The 20,879-nt window shown below is 61.2% G+C and carries 21 protein-coding genes; 17 read left to right on the plus strand and 4 right to left on the minus strand.

What is annotated here, in order from left to right; all coding sequences use genetic code 11:
* Positions 1–2 precede the first annotated feature (2 nt).
* The 4 genes from JNB88_RS01725 to JNB88_RS01740 all read left to right on the plus strand — a co-directional run bounded on the left by JNB88_RS01725 (position 3) and on the right by JNB88_RS01740 (position 2,693).
* Positions 3–590: a histidine phosphatase family protein gene (locus JNB88_RS01725; RefSeq protein WP_220354040.1), complete on the plus strand. Its 588-nt coding sequence runs from the start codon at positions 3–5 to the stop codon at positions 588–590.
* Position 591: 1 nt separating this feature from the next.
* Entirely contained in the window at positions 592–1,287 is a 696-nt protein-coding gene (gene pyrF, locus JNB88_RS01730; RefSeq protein WP_220354041.1) for an orotidine-5'-phosphate decarboxylase, read from the plus strand.
* A gap of 25 nt (positions 1,288–1,312) precedes the next feature.
* Positions 1,313–1,600, plus strand: coding sequence for a DUF1330 domain-containing protein (locus JNB88_RS01735; protein WP_220354042.1), 288 nt, complete (start codon positions 1,313–1,315; stop codon positions 1,598–1,600).
* 112 nt (positions 1,601–1,712) lie between these two features.
* Positions 1,713–2,693, plus strand: a complete 981-nt coding sequence (locus JNB88_RS01740; RefSeq protein WP_220354043.1) for a complex I NDUFA9 subunit family protein — start codon at positions 1,713–1,715, stop codon at positions 2,691–2,693.
* A 503-nt stretch (positions 2,694–3,196) separates the two neighbouring features.
* Here the strand turns inward: JNB88_RS01740 and JNB88_RS01745 are convergent.
* Positions 3,197–3,997, minus strand: coding sequence for an undecaprenyl-diphosphate phosphatase (locus JNB88_RS01745; protein WP_220354044.1), 801 nt, complete (start codon positions 3,995–3,997; stop codon positions 3,197–3,199).
* A gap of 149 nt (positions 3,998–4,146) precedes the next feature.
* Between JNB88_RS01745 and JNB88_RS01750 the strand changes: the two genes are divergently transcribed.
* From JNB88_RS01750 to JNB88_RS01760, 3 genes are read left to right on the plus strand one after another with little or no spacing between them, the layout of a single operon-like run.
* Positions 4,147–4,839 carry a glutathione S-transferase family protein gene (locus JNB88_RS01750; protein ID WP_037130679.1) on the plus strand — a complete coding sequence of 231 codons (693 nt, stop codon included), beginning with the start codon at positions 4,147–4,149 and terminating at the stop codon, positions 4,837–4,839.
* A 12-nt stretch (positions 4,840–4,851) separates the two neighbouring features.
* Positions 4,852–6,000, plus strand: a complete 1,149-nt coding sequence (gene queG / locus JNB88_RS01755; protein ID WP_220354045.1) for a tRNA epoxyqueuosine(34) reductase QueG — start codon at positions 4,852–4,854, stop codon at positions 5,998–6,000.
* A complete protein-coding gene (locus tag JNB88_RS01760) occupies positions 6,000–6,872 on the plus strand; it encodes an SDR family oxidoreductase (protein ID WP_220354046.1) in 873 nt (290 codons plus the stop codon). Before queG ends, JNB88_RS01760 begins: the two co-directional genes overlap by 1 nt.
* A gap of 7 nt (positions 6,873–6,879) precedes the next feature.
* On the opposite strand, the gene JNB88_RS01765 is transcribed toward JNB88_RS01760, so the two are convergent.
* Entirely contained in the window at positions 6,880–8,097 is a 1,218-nt protein-coding gene (locus tag JNB88_RS01765) for an MFS transporter (RefSeq protein WP_220354047.1), read from the minus strand.
* Positions 8,098–8,658: 561 nt separating this feature from the next.
* Between JNB88_RS01765 and JNB88_RS01770 the strand changes: the two genes are divergently transcribed.
* From JNB88_RS01770 to JNB88_RS01800, 7 genes are all read left to right on the plus strand, one after another.
* A complete protein-coding gene (locus tag JNB88_RS01770; protein WP_037130688.1) occupies positions 8,659–9,021 on the plus strand; it encodes a septal ring lytic transglycosylase RlpA family protein in 363 nt (120 codons plus the stop codon).
* 154 nt (positions 9,022–9,175) lie between these two features.
* The gene (locus tag JNB88_RS01775; protein ID WP_220354048.1) at positions 9,176–10,465 is read left to right on the plus strand and encodes an RsmB/NOP family class I SAM-dependent RNA methyltransferase; all 1,290 of its coding nucleotides are present in this window, start codon (positions 9,176–9,178) and stop codon (positions 10,463–10,465) included.
* A 135-nt stretch (positions 10,466–10,600) separates the two neighbouring features.
* Positions 10,601–11,881, plus strand: coding sequence for an imelysin family protein (locus JNB88_RS01780; protein WP_220354049.1), 1,281 nt, complete (start codon positions 10,601–10,603; stop codon positions 11,879–11,881).
* A gap of 47 nt (positions 11,882–11,928) precedes the next feature.
* Positions 11,929–13,467, plus strand: coding sequence for a di-heme oxidoreductase family protein (locus JNB88_RS01785; RefSeq protein WP_220354050.1), 1,539 nt, complete (start codon positions 11,929–11,931; stop codon positions 13,465–13,467).
* Positions 13,467–14,561 (plus strand): imelysin family protein, encoded by a 1,095-nt coding sequence (locus JNB88_RS01790; RefSeq protein WP_220354051.1) that lies wholly within the window; start codon positions 13,467–13,469, stop codon positions 14,559–14,561. The genes JNB88_RS01785 and JNB88_RS01790 overlap by 1 nt, the downstream gene beginning before the upstream one ends.
* 4 nt (positions 14,562–14,565) lie before the next feature.
* Positions 14,566–15,654: a DUF1513 domain-containing protein gene (locus JNB88_RS01795; RefSeq protein ID WP_220354052.1), complete on the plus strand. Its 1,089-nt coding sequence runs from the start codon at positions 14,566–14,568 to the stop codon at positions 15,652–15,654.
* A gap of 62 nt (positions 15,655–15,716) precedes the next feature.
* On the plus strand, positions 15,717–16,169 hold the full coding sequence (locus JNB88_RS01800) for a TspO/MBR family protein (protein WP_220354053.1): 453 nt from the start codon (positions 15,717–15,719) through the stop codon (positions 16,167–16,169).
* Between the two features lie 27 nt (positions 16,170–16,196).
* On the opposite strand, the gene JNB88_RS01805 is transcribed toward JNB88_RS01800, so the two are convergent.
* Positions 16,197–16,772: a dienelactone hydrolase family protein gene (locus JNB88_RS01805; RefSeq protein ID WP_220354054.1), complete on the minus strand. Its 576-nt coding sequence runs from the start codon at positions 16,770–16,772 to the stop codon at positions 16,197–16,199.
* A gap of 45 nt (positions 16,773–16,817) precedes the next feature.
* Entirely contained in the window at positions 16,818–17,882 is a 1,065-nt protein-coding gene (locus JNB88_RS01810) for a glycoside hydrolase family 25 protein (protein WP_220354055.1), read from the minus strand.
* Between the two features lie 224 nt (positions 17,883–18,106).
* Between JNB88_RS01810 and JNB88_RS01815 the strand changes: the two genes are divergently transcribed.
* The 3 genes from JNB88_RS01815 to guaA all read left to right on the plus strand — a co-directional run bounded on the left by JNB88_RS01815 (position 18,107) and on the right by guaA (position 20,847).
* Entirely contained in the window at positions 18,107–18,556 is a 450-nt protein-coding gene (locus tag JNB88_RS01815; protein WP_037130704.1) for a PaaI family thioesterase, read from the plus strand.
* Positions 18,553–19,191, plus strand: coding sequence for a 5'-methylthioadenosine/S-adenosylhomocysteine nucleosidase (locus tag JNB88_RS01820; protein WP_220354056.1), 639 nt, complete (start codon positions 18,553–18,555; stop codon positions 19,189–19,191). Before JNB88_RS01815 ends, JNB88_RS01820 begins: the two co-directional genes overlap by 4 nt.
* Before the next feature lie 93 nt (positions 19,192–19,284).
* Complete coding sequence (guaA, locus tag JNB88_RS01825; protein WP_220354057.1) at positions 19,285–20,847, plus strand: glutamine-hydrolyzing GMP synthase; 1,563 nt, start codon at positions 19,285–19,287, stop codon at positions 20,845–20,847.
* Positions 20,848–20,879 lie beyond the last annotated feature (32 nt).

Raw genomic sequence — 20,879 nt, forward strand, 5'->3', positions numbered from 1 at the left:
CTGTGTTCGGTCTCTACATCACGCATCCGCAGGTCAGGATTGACCCTGATGTCCCCGTGCCGAAATGGGGACTGTCAGAAGTTGGCGCGGCTCGTGCCCACAAAGCGGCCGAAAGCCGTTGGGCAAGCCAGCTGCGACGCGTCATCTCCAGTGACGAGACCAAGGCGATAGAGACAGCCGAGATCCTTGCCACTGCCGCCGGAGTGAGCGTTGAGATCGTCCACGGCATGCATGAGAACGACCGCTCTGCGACCGGCTTTTTGCCACCGCCGGAGTTCGAGAAGGCCGCCGACTGGTTCTTCGCGCATCCCGAAGCGAGCTTCAAGGGTTGGGAGAAAGCGATCGACGCGCAACGGCGCATCGTTTCCGCCGTCAACGACATCCTGGCACTGCATGACCCCGCCCTGCCCATCGCATTCGTCGGGCACGGAGGCGTTGGCACACTGCTCAAGTGCCATCTTGAGGACCGCCCGATCCGGCGTGACGGCGATCAGCCGGGCGGTGGCGGAAATCTCTACTGTTTCAGCCTTGCGGATCGGCGCCTGTCGTGCGACTGGACGCCTATCGAAGACTGGCAGGGATGGATGTGACATGGATGCGCGCGAACGCCTGATCGTCGGGCTGGATGTTCCAACGCTTGGCGAAGCCGAGAAGATCGTCGATACACTTGGCGATGACGTCGTTTTCTACAAGATCGGTTACCAGCTGGCCTTTGCCGGCGGCCTTGAATTTGCCCGCGATCTTGCCAAGAGCGGCAAGAAGATCTTCCTCGACATGAAGCTGCTCGACATCGACAACACGGTCGCGTCAGGCGTCGAGAACATCGCCAAGATGGGTATGTCGATGCTGACGCTGCACGCCTATCCGAAGGCGATGAAAGCGGCGGTCGAGGCGGCGAAGGGCTCGGATCTCTGCCTTCTCGGCGTGACCGTGCTGACCTCGATGGACGAGCAAGATCTCATTGCCGCAGGCTATGAATACGATCCGCATACGCTCGTCCTGCGCCGCGCCGAACAAGCGCATCTCGCCGGTATGGGCGGCATCGTCTGCTCCGCCGAAGAATCCGCGGCCGTGCGCAGGATCATCGGCCCCGATATGGCGCTTGTCACGCCGGGCATTCGCCCCGCCGGCGCCGACAAGGGCGACCAGAAGCGCGTGATGACGCCTGCCGACGCATTGAAGGCAGGCTCCAGCCATCTCGTCGTTGCACGTCCGATCGTGAAGGCACCGGATCCGAAGGAAGCCGCCCGCGCGATCCTTGCGGAAATGACGGCCGCCCTTCAATAGTTCAATAAAGCAAGGGAGATTTCAGATGGCAAAAGGATACTGGATCGCACGCGTCGATGTGCGCGAACCTGATCGCTACAAGGATTATGTCGCAGCGGCGAAGCCGGCCTTCGAAAAGTACGGTGCCAACTTCCTCGCCCGTGGCGGCGCAATCACCGAGCTCGAAGGCAAGTCCCGCGCACGCAACGTGCTCATCGAGTTTCCTTCGATGCAGCACGCCGTCGATTGCTACAACTCGCCGGAATATCAGGTGGCCGCGAAAATCCGCCAGGAAATCGCCGATGCCGAGATGGTCGTCGTTGAAGGCATCTGAGACGAGTTCTGAGCGGTGAGAACTGCGGCGCGATGGCTCTTTTCGTCGCGCCGCGATTGGTCTAAGACGAAGCCAGATCGATCACACAACTGAGCCTCTCGAGGAGCCTGCCATGACCCTTGCCAACCTGCCGCCACTCGTCACCGTGTTCGGAGGGTCCGGCTTCATCGGCAGGCATATCGTGCGTGAGCTCGCAAAGCGCGGCTACCGCATCCGTGTCGCCGTCCGCCGCCCAGACCTTGCCGGCTTCCTGCAGCCGCTCGGCAATGTCGGCCAGATCTCCTTTGTCCAGGCGAACTTGCGTTATCGCAACTCCGTCGACCGCGCCGTCGAAGGCGCCGACTACGTCGTCAACTGCGTCGGCATCCTTTTCGAATCCGGTCGCAACTCGTTCGAAGCGGTTCAGGAGTTCGGCGCACGTGCCGTTGCTGAGGCGGCTCGCGGCGTTGGCGCCAAGCTGATCCACATCTCGGCAATCGGCGCGAATGCACATTCCGATTCCGCATATGCCCGCACCAAGGGCCGTGCCGAGGCGGCAATCCACGCGATCAAGCCGGATGCGATCATCTATCGCCCATCGATCGTGTTCGGTCCGGAGGACAGCTTCTTCAACAAGTTTGCCGAGATGGCCCGCATCGCGCCCGCCCTGCCGCTGATTGGCGGCGGCAAGACGAAGTTCCAGCCGGTCTACGTCGTTGACGTCGCCGAGGCGGTGGCAAAAGCCGCGGAAGGCAAGGTGACCGGCGGCGAAATCTACGAACTTGGCGGACCGGAAGTGCTGACATTCCGCGAATGTCTCGAGGCCATGCTCAAGGCTACCTGGCGCAAGAACCGCCTCGTTTCGCTTCCTTTCGGCATCGCCTCCCTCATCGGCAGCATCGCCTCTCTCGTTCCCTTCATCACGCCGCCGATCACGGCCGACCAGGTGCGTCTGCTGAAGAAGGACAACGTGGTTTCGAAGGAAGCGGAAGCCGCGGGCCGCACCTTGAAGGGCATTGGCGTTACGCCGACCCTGGTGAACTCCGTGCTTAGCTCATACCTCGTGCAGTATCGCCCGCATGGCCAGTACACGGGATCCGGCAAGGCCGCCTGAGGGGCGCGAACGCACCTGCATATCAGTCATCCCACGCCGCCCGCGGTTCCGCTGGCGGCGTTTTTTTGGATCAGTTTTTCAGAATCGTGCAGGTTGTGAATGCTTTTTTTGCCGGTACCGGGTGGCCATTCGTTGCATAAAAGCCGCATCAAAAAATTAGCGGAATTAACACCAAATTTAGCAGGAACATTTATTGCTATTTATCATTCCACTGACTACACACCCGGCGCGTCTCCCAATGGACTCAGCGTCTTAACGACGTGCTAACGACTTTTGAAAGGCTTTTCTTCGATGGGTAGGTCAATCGCGCTTCTGTTTGCGTGTGCGGTGCTTGTGATTCTGGCAGGCTCCTTCATTGCACCCGGTTCGGTTGCAGCAGTGAAGGGTGAGTGCTCGCCGGCCTATGGCGTCGACCCCTGCGAGACCGGCTCCATCAGCCGATAACAAAAAAGGCCGGCCACCCTTTGGTGCCGGCCTCTTTCTTGTCCCCTGCTCCGGGAAGACTAGCCCACCAGGGCAAGCCCCACCAGACCGGCAGCGCCTACGAAGATTCGCCACCAGGCGAACGGCGCGTAGCCACGGCGGGACACGAAATCCAGCAGCGAACGCACGACGAAGAGTGCCGTAACGAAGGCTGCGACAAAGCCGATCCCGATCAACAGGCCGTCATCGAAACTCAGCTCATTCCGCGTCTTGTAGAGATCGAGCGCGAAAGCGCCGACCATTGTCGGCATGGCGAGGAAGAACGAGAACTCGGCGGCCGACCGCTTGTCCGCTCCCATCAACAGCGCGCCGACAATCGTGGCGCCGGAGCGAGAGGTGCCGGGCACCATGGCAAGGCACTGGAAGAAACCGATACCGATTGCCATTGGCCAGGAGAAATCCATCGCGTCGTGATAGCGGGGCTTGAATTGGATCTTGTCGACCGCGAGCAGAATGACGCCGCCGACGATCAGCACGATGCAGATCAGCATCGGCGTTTCGAACAACACCTTCTTGATGAAATCATGCGCCAGAGCTCCGATCACCGCGGCCGGGAGGAAGCCGAACAGCACCGAGAGGACGAAATGGCGGGCGCGCGCATTGCTGGGCAGCGCCATGGCGATATGCAACAACTTCTGAAAATAGACGAGCAGAATCGCGAGGATCGCGCCCAACTGGATCAGGACCGCAAACGAGTTACCAGGCGAGCGGAAGCCGAGAAAGTGGCCTGCCAGAAGCACGTGGGCCGTCGATGAAACCGGAATGAATTCGGTAAGGCCCTCGATCAGGCCAAGTATAAGCGCACTGAGGATGTCAGCCATGTTTTATCCTTTGTCCGACAACGTAACGGCCCGTTCCGCTTGTGTTGGAAGGGCCAAGCTCCTATAGCTTCAACGAATGAGTCATGACTAGGGCGCAGACAGACGCACCCTTGCAAAATGCCACCGCCCGTCAAAAAATCCGAGAATCGATGCCCACGCTCTATCATCACCCCATGTCATCCGCATCACGCTTCGTTCGGCTGATCCTGACGGAATACGGCTATCAGGCGGACCTTATCGAGGAGCAGACCTGGGAGAAGCGCCGGGATTTTCTCGCGCTCAACCCGGCCGGTACATTGCCGGTCTATGTCGATGACAGCATGCGGGCGCTGTGCGGCGCTACAGTGATCTCCGAATACCTCGACGAGACGCACGGGGTCCTGAAGCGTGATCGCCGCCTGCTCGCCGAAGATCCATTCCAGCGCGCGGAGATTCGCCGGCTGACGGAATGGTTCATGCAGAAGATGGAAACCGACGTGACCAAGCCGCTAGCCCGCGAGCGCGTCTACAAGCTCCAGATGACGGCGGATCAAGGTGGCGGCGCTCCGGATTCGAAGATTCTGCGCACGGCCCGGGCAAACATTCGCCAGCATATGAAATATCTGACCTGGCTCTCGGGCTCGCGCCAATGGCTGGCTGGTGACCGGATGAGCTATGCCGATCTCGCGGCCGCATCGGCCGTCTCCATTCTCGATTATCTCGGCGAGATCGACTGGTCGGAAGCGCCTGTCGTGAAGGAGTGGTATCAGCGCCTGAAGTCGCGCCCCTCCTTCCGTCCGCTGCTCACCGAGCGCGTGCGCGGCCTGACACCGGTTTCGCATTACGCCGATCTGGATTTCTGACGAGGGCCTTCGATGGCCACGGAGAACAAGGAGCAGAAGCGCCGCGACACACTGACCGCTTTCGTTCAGACGGAAGCGCGGGCACAGGGATTCGATCTCTGTCGCATCACCCGGCCCGACGCCATTCCCGAAGCCAAAGAACGACTCGGCGAGTTCATCAATGCCGGGCGGCACGGCACGATGGAATGGATGGCGGAAACCCGCGACAGGCGCGGCGATCCGCGCACGCTCTGGAGCGACGTCCGGTCTGTTGTCGTTTTCGGCCTCAACTACGGTCCAGACGAGGATCCTCGCGCCATTCTGACAAGGCCCGACAAGGCTGCGATCTCCGTCTACGCGCGAAACCGGGACTATCATGATGTCATCAAGGGCCGGCTGAAAGAGATCGCGACGCGCTTTGCCGCCCGCGCAGGGGCAGATGTCAAGGTCTTCGTCGACACCGCGCCGGTAATGGAAAAACCGCTGGCGGCCGCCGCTGGCCTCGGCTGGCAGGGCAAGCACACGAACCTTGTGAGCCGCGAGCACGGCTCCTGGCTTTTCCTCGGCTCGATGTTCACGACTGCAGACCTGAACCTCGATACTGCCGAGGTCGATCACTGCGGTTCATGCCGCGCCTGTCTCGATATCTGCCCGACCAACGCCTTCCCAGCGCCCTATCAGATCGACGCGCGGCGCTGCATCTCCTATCTCACTATCGAGCACAAGGGACCGATCGATCCGGCGTTGCGACCCCTGATCGGCAACCGGATCTATGGCTGTGACGATTGCCTCGCTGCCTGCCCCTGGAACAAGTTCGCCCATGAGGCCTCGGAAATGAAGCTCCAGGCACGCGAAGATCTGAAGGAGCCATCGATCGCTTACCTGCTCAGTCTCGACGATCCTGGCTTTCGCGCATTTTTCAGCGGATCGCCGGTCAAGCGGATCGGCCGCGACCGGTTCATCCGCAATGTGCTGGTTGCCGCCGGCAATTCGGGCGACGCGCAATTTGCCGCGCGCTGTCGAGAACTCGCGCGCGACGCCTCGCCCGTTGTCCGCGGCATGGCAGTCTGGGCGCTTTCGCGCATTCTGGAGGCTGGAGAATTTTCGGCCTTTGCGGCACAAAGGCCAGATGAGTCGGACGGCGACGTGCTGGACGAATGGCGATTGGCGGGAGCGGTTTGATGCATGTGATGATTTTCGGCTGCGGCTACTCGGGAACCGCGATCGCCAAGGCCTTCATGGCAGACGGCGCGCGGGTGTCCGGGACGACGCGCTCGGAAGACAAGGCGACCCTTCTCCGCAGCCAGGGCATAGACGCGTTTGTCTTCGACGGCGACGTGCTGGACGAGCAATTGAGTGAGGCTATGGGAAGCGCGACACATCTCGTGCAATCCATCGCGCCACGTGACAATGGGGATCCTCTGATCCGGCTCGTCAACGATCGGTTGCCGGACATGATGCCCGCGCTTCAGTGGATCGGCTACCTCTCCACGGTGGGTGTCTATGGCGACCACAAGGGCAACTGGGTTACCGAGGATACGCCATGTACGCCGGTTTCCGGCCGCTCCAAGGAGCGCCTGGAAGCGGAAGAAGGCTGGCTTGCGATCGGCGCCGAGGCTGGCATTCCGTCAGCGGTCCTCCGCCTCTCCGGCATCTATGGCCCAGGCCGCAACGCCTTCTGCAATCTGGAACGCGGCACGGCACGGCGGCTGATCAAGAAGGATCAGGTCTTCAACCGGATCCGGGTGGAAGATATCGGCGCGGCGACGCGGTTCCTCGCCGCGCACGGGTTCGGCGGCATATATAATGTGACGGACGATCTGCCCGGCCCTCCCCAGGACGTTATCGTCGAGGCTGCGCGCCTGATGGGCGTCGAGCCGCCGCCGGAGCAGCCTTTCGAGACGGCGGAACTGACGTCGATGGCGCGGTCCTTCTATGGCGAGAACAAGCGGGTCTCGAACGCCAAGCTGAAGGCGGCAGGCTTCGCGTTCGCCTTCCCGAATTATCCCGCCTCCCTCGCGCAGCTGATGCAGAGCAACAGCTGGCGAGGATAACCGCGCGTCAGGCCGAGACGCCAAGAACCGGTTCGGCCTTTGCCCGTGCGAGCGGCGGGAATGCAAGTGCTATCGCCGCTGCCCCGAGCCCGACCAGCGCGGATCCGATGAATAGCCAGGAATAATTGGCGTAGGTGTCAAAGATCCAGCCCCCGATCAGCGGGCCAAAGGCCATCCCGAGGCTGGAGAGCATGGTGGCTGCACCAAACACGGTGCCGACGATGCGCGGTCCGAAATATTCCCGGGCGAGCACCGCATAAAGCGGCATCACGCCGCCATAGGCACTCCCGAAGATGATTGCGAGTGCATAGAATTCGCCAAGACGGCTGACGAAGAGATAGGCTGCAAGCGCGATGGCCTGAACGAGCAAACCGGCGACGAGAACCGGCTTTACCCCGATCCTGTCGGCAAGCCCACCATAGAGAAGACGACCGCCGAGGCCCGCGAGCCCCTCGACGCTGTAGATGCTGACGGCAGCCATCGGTGCAATGCCGCAGATCGTGGCATAGCTGACCATGTGAAAGATCGGGCCGGAATGCGCTGCGCAGCAGGCAAAGAACGTCAGGCCTAGAACAATGAATTGCGGTGAACGGAACACCTGCGAGAGTTTGGGTTGCTCGCTGCCCGCCATGCCGACGGCTGCGGCGTCGTCACTGGTGTCGGTTGGCGGGCGGCGCACGAGCAGGGCTGCCGGTATCAGCAGCACCCAGGCGGCAACGCCAATCAGCAGCATTGCGGTTCGCCAGTCATAGGCTGATATGAGCCAGCGAGCGAAGGGCGAAATCGTCATCGGTGCAACGCCCATGCCGGCGGAAACCAGCGAAACGGCAAGGCTGCGGTTCTCCTCGAACCAGCCCGTTGTCGTTGCGATCATCGGTGCGAAGAACGTGCTGGCCGCCAGTCCCACCAGGATCCCGTAGGTCAGCTGGAACTGTAGGAGCGTTTCCGCGCGGCTCGCCAGGACGAGGGCCAGTCCGAGACCGGCAGAGCCGATCAAGACGACAACTCGCGCGCCAAAGCGATCGCTTGCAGCCCCCCAGAGAAAGCCACCGATCCCCATCACGATGAAATTGAGCGTCATTGCACTGGCAATGCCCGCGTGGGACCAGCCGGTCGCGGTTGCTATTGGTTCCTGGAAAATTGCCAGCGAGAACATCGCACCAAGCGCAACGCAGGTCATCAACGCCCCGGCAGCAACAATGATCCAACGATAGGATATGCTCATGACTTGTCGGCCTCCCTCTCCCAGTTGATCGAGACGCGCACCACCTGCGCGTTTGCAAGGTAAAGACGTTTGGACGCCTCCGTTTTCGACAAGCGCGGGTTAATTATGCACGACCCTCGCCAGTGCAGCGAGAGCGAGTGGCAAAAATTGCTTCCTATGGTTGCTCTAATCGACCGAAGGCGGCACGATCGACAGGTAGAAAATTCCTTCCTCGTTCATTAGTCACGAATAATCTAGCGCGTTACTATAGTTAACGGCCTCTGAATTTGCTCAAATGGGGCATCAATTGTGGCAGGCGCGCAAAATTATTTTCTCTAATTTTGTGATCTTGGGTTGCGTAGATCAACCCTTGCAAAAAACGTTCGAATTTGACTTGATTTCATTACCTTTTTTTCCATCTTTAAGATTTTCTGCGGCGCCTTGCCGCGCATCTAGCCATCACAAATATTACGCTCTGTAATATTCCGTGATAATTGGGGGCACTTTTTCGCCACACTTGGCCGGATTCAACCCTCCCACCGCCCACAAGGCGCAAGTTCAACAATTGAGGGACAATCCGTTTTGAAGAAAATCTGCCGTTCTGTTATCGCCGCAGCAACTATTGCAGCCTGTTCTACCATCCTTCCTGTTGAAGGATTTGCTGCAAATGGTTGTGGTGGCGCTTCCTGGTACGCACTTCGCTCCAAAACCGCCTCCGGGGAACGTATGAACCCGGCCATCAATACTGCAGCACATCGTTCACTGGCATTTGGCACGAAGCTGAAAGTTACCAACCGCAAGAACGGACGCAGTGTCGTCGTCCGTGTCAACGATCGTGGCCCCTTCATTCGCGGCCGCGTGCTCGATCTCTCCCGCGCCGCCGCCCAGGACATTGGTATGGTCAGCAGCGGTACCGCGAAGGTCTGCTACGAGGTCATAGGCTAAAGCATCTGCAGGTCCGAAGGGCCGCTTGCTCTTGCCACCAATCGCGAGTACGACGCGATTGCTGACTTGTGTACAATCTGCTGCGTCTGTCGCGCTTCCTGCAGATTGTTCACAAGCCTGGTATTTTGATCCAAAGCGACTAGGAGCTGTGTGAATGCGTTTGGGCGGACGGCTCGAAGGGGCGATTTCGGTTCTTGCAGATATCGATGCCCGCAGACGGCCTGTCGCCGATGCCCTGAAGGACTGGGGCCTCGCGCACCGCTTCGCCGGATCCGGCGATCGCGCCGCGATCGGCAACATCGTCTACGATGCGCTTCGCATGCGCCTCTCCCACGCCTGGCTGATGGACGATGACAGCGCATCCGCGATTGCCTACGCCGTGATGTTTCGGCAGTGGGGCTTCACACCGGAAAGCCTTGCCGCAGAACTTACGGACGACAGGTTCGCGCCGAGCCCGCTTTCCGCAGCGCAACTGTCCGCCTTCAAGGACCGTCAGCTGACGGATGCTCCTGCTCATATCCAGGGCGACATCCCCGAATGGGTTCAATCCTCCTTCGAAAGTGCCTTCGGCGATAGTTGGCTTGCCGAGGCGCAGGCCCTTGCCGGGCGTCCTACACTTGATCTGCGCGCCAACATCCTCAAGGCCACCCGCGACAAGGCGGTGAAGGCGCTCGAAAGAGCCGGTGCACAAGAGGCTAAGATCGCGCGCTACGGGATCCGGATTCCCGCCGGCGAAGGTGCCTCACGGCTTCCAAACGTGACAGCCGAGCTTTCGTTCCAAAAAGGCTGGTTCGAAGTGCAGGACGAAGGGTCGCAGATCGTGGCCGATCTCGTGCTCCCGAAAGACGGCGAACAGGTTCTCGATTACTGCGCGGGCGGCGGCGGCAAGACGCTCGCCATGTCGGCGGCCATGCACAACAAGGGCCAGGTTCATGCCTATGATGCGGATCGCAAGCGGCTTGCCCCGATCATCGAGCGGTTGAAGCGTGCGGGAACCCGCAACGTCCAGGTCCATGATGACGCCAAGGCGCTGAAGAGCCTCAACGAGCGTTGCGACAAGGTGCTGGTCGACGCGCCGTGCACGGGAACCGGCACCTGGCGGCGGCGGCCCGACACCAAATGGCGGCTGACCGCAAAGAACCTCGACGAGCGCACTGCCCAGCAGCAGGATGCGCTCAAGCAGGCCAGCGCCTTTGTCCGCCCGGGCGGCGAACTCATCTATGTGACCTGCTCGGTGCTGCCGCAGGAGAATGAGGAACAGGTCCGGCGGTTTACCGCGGAAAATGCAGACTACGAGATCGTCAGCGCCCTGCCTGCCTGGGACGGTTTGTTCGGAAAGGACAGCCCGCGTCCTCGCTCGTCCGACGGCAAGACCATCACGCTGACGCCTGCCTCCACGGATACGGATGGCTTCTTTTTCTGTCGCATGCAGCGCAAGGGCTGAGCCTCACTTCAGCCGCTCGGCAATGCGGCGGATCTACTTAAAATCATTCCAAACTAGAGTGTTTGACACCAGTTTGCTTTTGCGCGAAGGGTTTTTCGTCGGACGTCAGACGTAATGTCCGCACAGGAGAGGATCATGAAACTCAACAGGAATTTCTGCGCAGCTGTGGCGCTGGCGGTGGCCCCAACCGCTTTGTTCGCCATTCCCGCCTACGCGGCACCGGACGCTGCAGCAGTCGTCAAGCACTATGCCGAAGTTGCGCATGCCAAGTACGAAGATTCGCTGACGACGGCGAAAGCCCTCGACGCTGCGATCGACGCCCTGCTCAAGAGCCCGACGGACAAGACACTGAAGGCAGCACGCGCAGCCTGGATCAAGGCCCGCGCGCCGTACCAGCAGACGGAAGTCTACCGTTTCGGCAACCCGATCGTTGACGACTGGGAAGGCAAGGTGAATGCCTGGCCACTCGATGAAGGCCTGATCGATTACGTCGATCCGTCCTACGGCACCGAAAGTGACGAGAACTCGCTCTACGTCGCCAATGTCATCGCCAACAAGACCATCAAGATCGACGGCAAGGATGTCGATGCGTCGAAGCTGACGCCTGAATTCCTGTCGGGCACTCTGCAGGAAGCAGGCGGCGTCGAAGCCAACGTCGCAACGGGCTACCACGCGATCGAATTCCTGCTCTGGGGCCAAGACCTCAACGGCACAGGACCTGGCGCGGGCAATCGCCCGGCCACCGACTACGACCTGAAGAACTGCACGCATGGCAATTGCGATCGCCGCGCCGAATATCTGAAATCCGCCTCGACGCTGCTCGTTTCCGATCTTCAGGAAATGACCAACAACTGGGCGCCTGATGGCGAAGCCACCAAGCATGTCGAAGCGGATCCGAAGGCTGGCCTCGTGGCCATCCTCACCGGCATGGGCTCGCTCTCCTACGGCGAACTGGCCGGCGAGCGCATGAAACTCGGCCTGCTGCTGCACGATCCGGAAGAAGAGCACGATTGCTTCTCCGACAATACCTACAACTCGCACTTCAACGACGCGATCGGTATCGCCTCCGCCTACACGGGCGATTATACCCGCGTTGACGGTACGAAGATGAAGGGTCCGTCGCTGCACGATCTCGTTGCCGCCAAGGACAAGAAGCTTGACGAGGAAATGCAGGCCAAGCTCAAGAAGACGCTCAACGCCATGCAGATCATGGCCAAGCGCGGTCAGAACGTCGAGAAGTACGACCAGATGATCGCCGAGGGCAACAAGAAGGGCAACGCTGTCGTTCAGGCTGCCATCGACGGTCTCATCGACCAGACCAAATCGGTGCAGCGCGTTATTGCCGCATTCGATCTCGGCACGGTGAAGCTTGAAGGTTCAGACAGCCTGGATAATCCTAGCGCCGTCTTCCAATAAGTGAAAAGGCGGGCCGCTTCGCTTCCGAGGCGGCCCGAATTTCGAAAATGCTGCCTATTCCGGCTCGCGGCCTATCCAGTTGCCTCATACTCTGCGCCGCGTTCGCCGTCGTTTCCGTCGCCGCCGCTTCGGATCTCGATCTCTCCACAAGGCGTACCGACCTCTCTGCTGCCGACCAGAAGCGCGTCACGGACGTTACGCGACCGACGACCGACTTTTCCAAAGCCGAGCAGTATGAAGCGATGCAGGCAGGTGCCGCGACCTCGATCGATCCGGTCACGGAAGACTCGTTCTCGCACATCTCCGCCAACATACCCTTCGAGGAAGAACAGAACTTCCGGCTCGGCAACGCGCTGTTCAAGAAGCTATGGGTGTCCGCGCCCTCTTCCACCCAGGCATCCGACGGTCTTGGGCCGCTTTTCAATGCCCGCTCGTGCATGAGTTGCCATGTCAACGATGGCCGCGGCAAGCCGCCGGAAGGCGGCGCCAGCGCAACGTCGATGTTCCTGCGCCTGGCACGCCCAGCACAGACGCCCGAAGAAAAGGACGCGGTCGCACAAGCCCGGGCAGTCAACTTTCCGGATCCGGTCTACGGACACCAGCTGCAGGATCTTGCCGTTCCCGGCCTTTCGGCCGAGGGCAAGATGGCCATACGCTACACCGAGGAGGCTGTAACGCTCGGGGACGGCGAAGTCGTCTCACTGCGCCGGCCGAGCTATGCTGTGGAGGACCTCGCGCAGGGGCCGCTCGATCCGGCAACGACAATTTCGCCGCGTGTCGCGCCCGCAATGATCGGTCTTGGGCTGATCGAGGCAATTCCCGAGGCGGATATCCTGGCCCACGCCGATCCGGACGATGCGAACGGCGACGGCATCCACGGCAAGGCGGCGATCGTGCGCGACCACCGCACGGGCAATCTTGCGCTCGGTCGCTTCGGATGGAAGGCCCAGAATGCCACGGTGCGCGACCAGAGCGCGGACGCCTTCTCCAACGATATCGGCATTTCAACTCCGGATCGGCCGGATCCGCATGGTGACTGCACAGACGCCGAAGCCAAATGCCGTGACATGCCGACGGGCGTTCAGAAACGGCTGGGCAACGAGGAGGCACCCGGCCCGATCCTCGATCTCGTTACCTTCTATTCCGCGAACCTCGCCGTGCCTGCCCGACGCAAGGCAAGCTTTCCGGAAACCTTGCGCGGCAAGAAGATCTTCTACCAAAGCGGCTGCATATCCTGCCATGTGCCGAAGTTCGTCACGCGGCGCGACAGCGCCGACAAGGCCCAGTCCTTCCAGCTGATCTGGCCTTATTCCGATTTCCTGCTGCACGACATGGGCGAAGGTCTTGCGGATGGACAACAAGTCGGGAGCGCCAACGGTCGTGAATGGCGCACTCCTCCACTATGGGGTATAGGTCTCACCCAGACTGTCAGCGGGCACAGCTTTTTTCTCCATGACGGCCGTGCCAGAAATCTCACCGAAGCGATTCTCTGGCATGGCGGCGAGGCTCAGAAGGCGCGTGACGCTTTTGCATCCCTGCCCGGGGATGACCGGCAGGCACTGATTACATTCCTGGAGTCCCTTTGATGCGCCTTTGGCAACCTCTTCTCCTCTCCCTGGCCCTTGCCTCCTCCGCTGTCGCCCAGACCGCAGCACCCCAAGCCGGCCTGAACGAGGAGGCCGTGTCCGCGGTCATGCAGCGAGCAGTCGACGAGGTCATTCGTCCCGGATACCGCAATGCCCAGCAATCGGCGGCTCGCCTGACGACTGCGATGAAGGATCTCTGCGAAGACGCGACGCAGCAGAAGCTTGACAAGGCGAAATCGGCGTTCGACGACACAATCCGCTATTGGTCGGTCATCGAGATTGTCCAGACCGGGCCTGTCATCCAGGACAACCTCTTCGAGCACATCCTGTTCTATCCCGATCGCAAGGGCGTCGGCCTCAAGCAGGTTCAGGCGCTGATCGCCAAGGCAGATCCAAAGGACACGACTGTTGATGCGATCGCCGGCAAGAGCGTGGCCTTGCAGGGGCTCACCGCACTTGAATACGTCCTTTACGGCACCGGCTCCGAAGACCTGACAACACAGAAAAACAGCTTCCGATGCCTCTATGGCGCAGCAGTTGCCGGCAACATCCAGCGCGAGGCCGGCGAGGTCGTCGCAGCCTGGGAGAAGCCCGACGGCGTGCAGGCGAGCTGGAAGCATCCCGGCCCGCAGAGCGAAGACTTCATGGACAACAAGGAGGCGGTGACCGCGCTGCTCGGCATTCTCGTTCACGGCGCCGAGACCGTCCGCGATCAGCGGCTCGAGCAGTTCTACAAGGGCAAGGACACCACGCCGCGCCCCCGCATGGCGATCTATTGGCGCTCCAAGAACACCTGGAAGTCGATGACGGCCAATCTCGAGGGACTGCGTACGCTCTGGCAAAAGGCCGGCATGGCCGAACTTCTGCCTGCGGACAAGAAGCCCATCGCCGACGCAATCGATGCAAGTTTCAAGTCGCTGCTCGAAACCGTGCCGAAGCTCAACCCCGATATTGAGGTCGCGACAAACGCTGCCGAGAAAGCAAAGCTCGACGCCCTACTTGCCAGTTCGCGCGAGCTGATCACCAGAATCAGCGACGACTACGGTTCGGCAATCGGCCTGTCGGCCGGCTTCTCTTTCTCTGACGGCGACTGAACCCATGTGGAACAGCTCGGCGATCGACCGGCGCAGTTTCGTCAAGGCCGCCGGACTGACGTTCCTGGCGGCACTTCAGCCGCGGGCGCTGATGGCGCTTGAGCGGGCGGACGCCGTCTTTGCATCCGGCATGCGAACGGCAGGCGGAAGCTATGCCATTGCCACGGTCTCGGAGCGCGGCGAGATCATCGATCAAATCGCCCTTCCGGCGCGCGCCCATGGCATGGCCTTCAGCCATATGACGGGCAAGACTGTCGCATTCGCCCGCCGTCCCGGCACCTATGCGATGATTATCGACGCCCGCGGCAAGAGCCAACCAATCGTGATCACGGCTGTCGACGGTCGCCACTTCTATGGGCATGGCGCCTTTTCACCCGACGGCCGGATTCTTTACGCCAGCGAGAATGACTTCGACGCCAACCGGGGCATGATCGGACTCTATGACGCGACAAACCGCTTCGAGCGGATCGGCGAGTTTGAAACATACGGCGTCGGGCCACACGATATGACGGTATCGGACGACGGGCGCATGCTGATCGTTGCCAATGGCGGGATCGAGACGCATCCGGATTTCGGCCGCACAAAGCTCAACCTCGACAGCATGCAGCCGTCATTGACGCTCATAGACGCGGCAACGGGCGCACTTATCGAGAAGCACGCGTTACCTTCGCAGTGGGCGCAGCTCTCGACGCGGCATGTCGACATCGGTGACAGTGGCCGCATCTGGTTCGCCTGCCAGTACGAAGGGCACCGCAACGACCTGCCGCCCCTCGTCGGCTCGTTTGCGAAGGGCGAGGAACTCCGCTTCATCGACCTGCCGGAAGTGACCACACGCCGGCTCGGAAACTATGTCGGCGCGATCGCAGTCAATCGAGCGGAAGGGCTGGTCGGTGTCACATCGCCCAAGGGCGGCGCTTCCGTGACGATCGATACGAAGACCGGCCGAGTGCTCCGCGAGGACTTGGTGCCCGACGCGGCAGGCATCGCCGCCGCCAGGAGCGGTTTTGCGGTATCGTCCTATGACGGCGAGTTCCTCTCGACCCGGAGCGACGTTGCCTGGGATCAGCACATCGTGCGCATTGTGACCGTCTGAATTGTGCGCAAAAGATCGCCTGCTATCTGGCTCAAGGATGTAGTCCGCCCTATGTCAGGCGGATGAGCAAAGCACTGACCTATGTCGTCTTCATCGCCATCGCGCTGGGTGGAGGCCTGGTCATCGGCTTCAACAATCTGCCGGGGGAATGGTATCAATCTCTCGCCAAGCCACCGTTCAATCCGCCTGACTGGATCTTCGGGCCTGTCTGGTCCGTTCTCTACGTCCTGATCGGCATTGCCGGGGCGCGGACGTGGCTGCGCGGGCACCTCTCCATCGGCATGCTCATATGGGCCTGGCAGATGGTGCTGAATTTTCTCTGGTCGCCATCCTTTTTCGGTTTAAGGATGCCGTGGGCTGCGCTCGTCGTCATCGTCCTGCTACTGGCGCTGATTTTTGCCTTCATCGCCAACCGCTGGAAATCGGACCGGATTTCCGCGCTGCTCTTCACGCCCTATGCCGCATGGGTAGGTTTCGCGACGCTGCTCAATTCATCGATCGTCTATTTGAACTAGCGACTTGCAGCCAGCCGCAACATGGCATCACCGATCCGCGAGAAACGCGAGCAATCGCCGCTCAAGAACGGCTGCCGCGGCTGGATCATAGACCGGCAGTGACCGGTCGGAAAAGATGTGTGCATCGCCGGGGTAGAGGAAAAGCCTGACGTCAGTCGACTCGCCGGCCAGCGCTTTCGCCGCCTCGATATCACCGTCACCAACGAAGAACGGGTCTGCATCCATGGCGTGGATCTGCGCAGGCAGGTCTTTCGGCCAGGCCGGACCGAATTCCGAGCGCGGCAAGCAGGCGTGAAGGAAGATCGCACCCCGCGCGCCGGGACGTGTCTGCGCCAAATACTGTGCCGGGAGCACTCCCAGGGAAAGACCTGCGTAGACGAGACCGGCCCCAAGGCCGTCCACGGCACGGGCTCCCCGTTGGATGACCTCGCCGAACCCGATCTCCTGAGCATAGCGCACACCCTGATCCAGGGTTTCGAAGGTTCGGCCGGCGAACAGGTCAGGCGTATGAACGACATGGCCTGCGGCCCGCAGATCGTCTGCAAGAGCGACCACGCCTTGCGTCAATCCGAGCGCGTGGTGAAACAGCACAATCTCTGCCATGGCTGGACCTCCCGATCGTTTTGCGGCGAGGGAACCGACAGCGCCTCAGTCTGCTCTGGCGACCCACTCGTGCCAGTCGGCTTCGCTGCCGTGGAAGACATTCAGGTCGATCCGACCATCGACGCCATGCGAGATGCCGGAACCTGAATACTGCCAGAACACCCACCGGCGTCCTGGATAGACCTTGGACGGGTGTGCGGCAACCGAGCGCAGCCAGAAGGGATAGTTGAGGAACGCGCCCTTGAGGTTGTCGCGGTAGAAATCCGGTGCCGTGTAGATGATCGGGCGCTGGCCGTAGTGCTTCTCCAGCTTGTCCATGAAGACCTGCATCTTCTCGCGGACCTTCTCGGGGGAAGGCCGGCGCTTGCAGCTCGATTCACCATTCCATTCGACGTCGATGACCGGCGGCAGGGCCCCGGCTTCCCGGGGGACGTTGCGAATGAACCAGTCGGCCTGCTCGCCTGCCGTGCGGCACCAGTAGAAGAAGTGATAGGCGCCACGCTTCATTCCGGCCTGCTTGGCGTCGCGCCAGTTCTTCCGGAACATCGGGTCGAGATGGTCGCCACCGTCGGTCGACTTGATGTAGACGAAGTTCGCGCCTTGTGTTCTCAATTTCTGCCAGTCGATATCGCCCTGCCAGCGCGAAACGTCGACGCCATGAACGGCGAGCTTTCTGGGCGACGAGGATCCGAAATTGATCGGTTTGACGTCGCTGAAGCGATGGCTGTAGATCCGCGAGCGTGTGCGGGGCGCCCTGTCGACGTCTGGTGCCGCAGGTGTCAACACCGCCGGGCTCACCATCGCAACGGGCCTTTCCGACGGCATGGGTGGCGCTGCCGCCACGCCTGCTTGCGGCGTGAAGGCTTGCGGCTGCGGCACCGGACCCGCCCAAGCAAGTTCCTCCTGGTGCGGCGCGGCTTCGGGTGCGGCCTCGACCACATTCGCTGACGGCACCGGCGTTGCCGGTACCGGCGCGCTTGGGCGCGTCACGGAGCTTGTCGTTTCACGGGAAGGTAGGCCAGCGACGAGGCTGTCCGGCCCCAAACTGGATGTGCAGCCCGACAAAGCGAAGCAAGCAAGGAAGATAGCTGGCGCAGCCGATAAACGCATAAGAACCCGCACGCAAAACAAATGTCGACAGCAGATTCGCTGCCACCAGGGACCCATTGAAAAGCAATGGCTAACGTAGAATTACCAAAAAAGACTGAATCCAATCTTTACGCCCGGCGTGGCACGGGATGTCGAAGTGCAGGGTGAGCCACCCCATTTCGGGGGACCCGCTTGTCTGACGCGGCGCAGCATGCCACTTTCGCGCTTGCAAGAAAGGCACAACGATGACTGACACCGACAGCGGCGATTTCCACGAGCGAATCCGCCAGAACTTTGCCCGCCAGGCGGCATTGCACACACTCGGGGCGGAATTGACCCGCATCGAACGAGCCATGGTCGAGCTCGAGCTGCCTTTCGACGTCAAACTTACGCAGCAGCACGGCATCCTGCATGCCGGCGTGATCTCCGCTGTGCTCGACTCCGCCTGCGGCTTTGCCGCCTACAGCGTCATCGACGCGGAGGCATCAATTCTGACGATCGAATTCAAGGTCAACCTGATGTCGCCGGGCCGCGGCGATCGCTTCCTGTTTCGGGGCGAGATCACCAAGCCGGGCTCGAACATCATCGTTGCAGACGGGCGCGGCTACGCGATCGGCGACGGGGGCGCGAAATTGATCGCTTCCATGACGAGCACCATGATGATCATCCGTGGCAGAGAGGGCATTTCGGGATGAAGTTCGAGTTGAAGTCGGTCGCCGGCAAATCCATTCTCTTCGTAATGGCGGCGGAGGCCGAATACGGCCCGTTCCTGCGCTCTCGTTTCGAACCGCTGATGACGGGTGTCGGTCCGGTCGAGGCAGCCATCGTCCTCACACGAGCCCTGGCGCAGTTGCAGCAGACCGACGAGTTGCCTGATCTCGTCGTCTCGCTCGGCTCGGCGGGCTCGGCAAAACTCGAACAGACCGAGGTCTATCAGGCCACATCGGTCTCCTATCGCGACATGGACGCATCGCCGCTCGGCTTCGAGAAGGGGCGCACACCGTTTCTCGACCTGCCCGCCGTCGTCGATCTGCCGCTCAGGATCCCCGGCGTCCCGGAAGCGAGCCTGTCGACCGGTGGCAACGTCGTGTCCGGGCAGGCCTATAACGGTATTGCCGCTGACATGGTCGATATGGAGACCTTCGCGATCCTGCGCGCCTGCCAGGCCTACGACCTGCCGCTGATCGGCCTGCGCGGGATTTCCGACGGCGTTGAAGAGTTGCAGCACATCTCCGGCTGGACAGAATACCTGCATGTCATAGACCGCAAGCTTTCCTATGCCGTCGACAGCCTGTTTACGGCGTTGGAAGACGGCGTATTCTGGTTCTAACCCCTGCGGGATAGGGACAATCAGCACAATAAAATCCTCGGCCAGAGGATTTCGCGCATTGCAAGACCGGGTGCTTTTCATTAAAGGCTCGCCATGACCCAGACAGCACACCCAGACAGCGTTCTCATCGTCGATTTCGGCAGCCAGGTAACCCAGCTGATCGCACGCCGCGTGCGCGAAACGGGTGTCTACTGCGAGATCGTTCCCTTCCAGTCCGCCGAGGAAGGCTTCGAGCGCCTGCAGCCGAAGGCAGTGATCCTGTCCGGCAGCCCGGCCTCGACGGTCGATGAAGGCTCGCCCCGCGCGCCCGATATCATCTTCAACAGCGGACTTCCTGTTTTCGGCATCTGCTACGGCCAGCAGACGATGTGCATGCAGCTCGGCGGCAAGGTCGAGAGCGGCCATCACCGCGAATTCGGCCGCGCCTTCCTCGAGGTGGACGAAGACAGCGAACTGTTCGAAGGCCTCTGGTCGAAGGGCTCGCGCCATCAGGTCTGGATGAGCCACGGCGACCGCGTCACCGCGCTCCCTGAAGGCTTCAAGGTCGTCGCGACCTCGCCGAACGCGCCCTACGCCTTCATCGCCGACGAGAAGCGCCAATATTACGGCGTGCAGTTCCACCCGGAGGTGGTGCACACGCCTGATGGTGCCAAGCTGATCGCGAACTTCATTCACAACATCGCCGGCATCAAGGGTGACTGGTCGATGTCGGCCTATCGCCAGAAGGCGGTCGAAGCTATCCGCGAGCAGGTCGGCGACAAGCGCGTCCTCTGCGCACTCTCCGGCGGCGTCGACAGCTCGGTTGCAGCGCTGCTGATCCACGAAGCGATCGGCGACAAGCTCACCTGCGTACTGGTCGACCACGGCCTGATGCGCAAGGACGAGGCGGCCAACGTTGTCGCCATGTTCCGCGAACACTACAATCTGCACCTCATCCACGTCGACGCGTCCGACAAGTTCATCGGCGAGCTCGAAGGCGTGTCCGATCCCGAGACCAAGCGCAAGATCATCGGTCGCCTGTTCATCGAGACCTTCGAGGAAGAGGCCAAGAAGCTCGGCGGCGCCGACTTCCTCGGCCAGGGCACGCTCTACCCTGATGTGATCGAAAGCGTTTCCTTCACTGGCGGCCCGTCGGTCACCATCAAGTCGCACCACAATGTCGGCGGCCTTCCTGAACGTATGAACATGCAGCTCGTCGAGCCACTGCGCGAACTCTTCAAGGACGAAGTGCGCGTGCTCGGCAAGGAACTCGGGCTGCCCGACTCATTCATCGGCCGCCACCCCTTCCCCGGCCCGGGTCTCGCGATCCGCTGCCCGGGCGGCATCACCCGCGAAAAGCTGGAGATTCTCCGCGAAGCCGACGCGATCTACCTCGACGAAATCCGCAAGGCCGGTCTCTACGACGCCATCTGGCAGGCCTTTGCCGTGCTTCTGCCGGTCCAGACCGTCGGCGTCATGGGCGACGGCCGAACCTACGAATTCGTCTGCGCGCTGCGCGCCGTCACCTCCGTCGATGGAATGACAGCGGACTTCTACCACTACGACATGGAATTCCTCGGCCGCGCCGCGACCCGTATCATCAACGAGGTGCGTGGCATCAATCGTGTCGTCTACGACGTCACCTCGAAGCCGCCGGGCACGATCGAGTGGGAATGATTTGAGAATCGCCTCGCTCGAGGCGATCTCCC

Origin of the sequence: Rhizobium cauense, from assembly GCF_019511525.1 — a bacterium.
Lineage (GTDB): Bacteria > Pseudomonadota > Alphaproteobacteria > Rhizobiales > Rhizobiaceae > Rhizobium > Rhizobium cauense.